Origin of the sequence: Sphingomonas sp. (assembly GCF_048594985.1) — a bacterium.
Classification (GTDB): domain Bacteria; phylum Pseudomonadota; class Alphaproteobacteria; order Sphingomonadales; family Sphingomonadaceae; genus Sphingomonas_I.
Genome location: NZ_JBMDXG010000078.1, coordinates 1 through 2,482, shown reverse-complemented (window position 1 = coordinate 2,482; position 2,482 = coordinate 1). Strand labels below are relative to the sequence as shown.

The window sequence follows — 2,482 nt, the reverse complement described above, 5'->3', positions numbered from 1 at the left end:
CCCAGGCCCACCCCCACCAGCCCACCCCGGATGCCTATACAATGGGCCCCGGCCCTGGGGGGGGGCGAGGCAAAACCGGGTGAGGGGCCCGACCTTAGGGCTGCGAGCTACTTCACCTGTTCCCCGTGCTTCATGACGAGGTCGACGCGCTGGAGGAGCGCGATGTTGGCCATCGCATTGCCCTTCACCGCGATGATGTCGGCATATTTGCCCTCGGTGACGGTGCCGTAATCCTTGTCGGCCTTCATCGCGACGGCGGGCCAGTAGGTCGCGGCGCGGATCGCCTCGAGCGGGGGAACGCCGAAGTCGTTCACCCACAAGGCGATTTCCTGCCACGTGCTGTTCGAGTGGAAGTTCATCGGCACGCCCGAATCGGTGCCGATCAGCAGCACCGCGCCCGACTTGCGAAGCTGGTCGAACTTGCGCGCGAGCGTCGGCTGGCGCGCGGGCACCTGCTGGAAATAGGCGATCCGCTCGGGGTGGGTAAGCGACTTGCGGATGTCGGCCACCATTTCGGGTGTGAGCCCTTCGTGCCAGTCGACCGTGTCGACGAATTCGTGCTCGCGAATCCAGTCGGGATAATTGTTGAGGATCGAGACGGTCGGCGTCCAGAAGAAGGGGCCGAGCGCCCCGCTGCGGCCGGTCCGCTCCTGGAGCAGCGCCATCACGTCGGCCGGATATTCGGGCGCGGCGCCGAGCCCGGTATGTTCGAAATCGTCGACGCCATGTTTCAGGCCCAGGCGGATTTCCTCCGGGCGATGCGCGTGCGCCACGACGGGCAGCTTCAGCCGGTGCGCCTCATCCACCACGGCCGCGATCTCGGGCTCGGCCATTTCGTCGACATCGATCAGCTTGACCACGTCGACCCCGGCGGCGGCGATCCGGCGGACCTTGGCGCGGCCGTCCTCGGGCGAGGACACGCCCCAGCGATAGGCCTCGGTTCCGGGATAGGGCTTGTGCTGGAGGAAGGGGCCGGAAACGAACAGGGTCGGCCCGGGGATGCGGCCCTCGTTGATCGCCTTCTTCACCGCAATCGCGGCATCGAGCGGGCCGCCGAGATCACGCGCGCCGGTGATCCCGGCCATCAGCAGCTGCTTGGCGCTCGCAGGCATCACCACGTCGCGCTGCAGCGACAGATATTTGTCCCATTCCGAATAGACGGCGTGCCCGTCGATCATCAGGTGGACATGCATGTCCCAGAGACCGGGCATAACCGTCATGCCCTCGGTCGAGATGCGCCTGGCGTCGGCGGGGACGGGCAGGGTGGTGACGGTGCCGACGGCGGTGATGCGCTGCCCGTCGACCAGGATCACGCTGTCGTGGATCGGCGCGGCGAGCGTGCCGTCGATCAGCGTGCCGCCGACCAGCGCGAGCTTTTCGGCCGACAGCGGCGCGGCGCAGAGCAAGGCAAGACAGGCAAACAGGTTACGCATCGAAAAATCCCCCTCGACCGCGGATCGTATACGGTATCTTGCGGCATGCAATAAGCGGTTGCGGTTTCGATCCGCCGCCGGCCGCGCTATAGGCGCGACGCCCAACGGGAGCGGTTGAATGTCCTCGGTACGTCCCTGGCGCGATATTGCGCGCCGCCCTTCGCGCCAGATCATGGTCGGCAATGTGCCGGTCGGCGGCGACGCGCCGATCTCGGTCCAGACGATGACCAACACGCCGACCGAGGATGTGCGCGCGACGATCGACCAGATCCGCCGCTGCGAGGAAGCGGGCGCGGACATCGTCCGCGTGTCGTGTCCCGACGAGGCGTCGACCGCCGCGCTGCGCCAGATCGTGCGCGCGGCGAAGGTGCCGATCGTCGCCGACATCCATTTCCACTACAAGCGCGCGCTGGAGGCGGCGGATGCGGGCGCGGCCTGCCTGCGGATCAACCCGGGCAATATCGGCTCTGAAGCGCGGGTGAAGGAAGTGGTCGACGCGGCCAAGGCGAATGGCTGCGCGATCCGCATCGGCGTCAATGCCGGCAGCCTAGAAAAGGATCTGCTCGAAAAATATGGCGAGCCGTGTCCGGAGGCGCTGGTCGAAAGCGCGCTCGACCATATCAAGCTGCTCCAGGATCAGGATTTCCACGAATTCAAGGTCGCGGTGAAGGCGTCGGACGTCTTCCTCGCGGTCGCGGCCTATCAACAGCTCGGCGAGGCGGTGGACTGCCCGCTGCACCTGGGCATCACCGAGGCGGGGGGATTGATCGGAGGCACGGTCAAGTCGTCGATCGGGATGGGCAGCCTGCTGTGGTTCGGGATCGGCGACACGATCCGCGTCAGCCTGTCGGCCGAGCCGGAAGAGGAAGTGCGCGTCGGCTACGAGATCCTGAAGGCGCTCGGCCTGCGCCAGCGCGGCGTGCGGGTGATTTCCTGCCCGTCCTGCGCGCGCCAGGGGTTCGACGTGATCCGCACGGTCGAGACGCTGGAGGCACGGCTGCAGCATATCCGCGTGCCGATGTCGCTGTCGGTGCTGGGCTGCGTCGTCA

Annotated in this window: 2 protein-coding genes; one reads left to right on the top strand and one right to left on the bottom strand. The window is 67.0% G+C overall.

Annotated features, from left to right (window positions below; all coding sequences use genetic code 11):
* Positions 1 to 107: 107 nt before the first annotated feature.
* The gene (locus tag ACOJSF_RS02785) at positions 108 to 1,433 is read right to left on the bottom strand and encodes an amidohydrolase family protein (protein ID WP_420140706.1); all 1,326 of its coding nucleotides are present in this window, start codon (positions 1,431 to 1,433) and stop codon (positions 108 to 110) included.
* Positions 1,434 to 1,551: 118 nt separating this feature from the next.
* Between ACOJSF_RS02785 and ispG the strand changes: the two genes are divergently transcribed.
* Positions 1,552 to 2,482 (top strand): flavodoxin-dependent (E)-4-hydroxy-3-methylbut-2-enyl-diphosphate synthase (gene ispG, locus ACOJSF_RS02780; RefSeq protein ID WP_420140705.1); only part of this gene is annotated, 931 nt, incomplete at its 3' end.

What these genes read in the sequence shown, in the direction of transcription:
- ACOJSF_RS02785 (WP_420140706.1), bottom strand. Translation starts at nt 1,433, where the DNA reads ATGCGTAACCTGTTTGCCTGTCTTGCCTTGCTCTGCGCCGCGCCGCTG.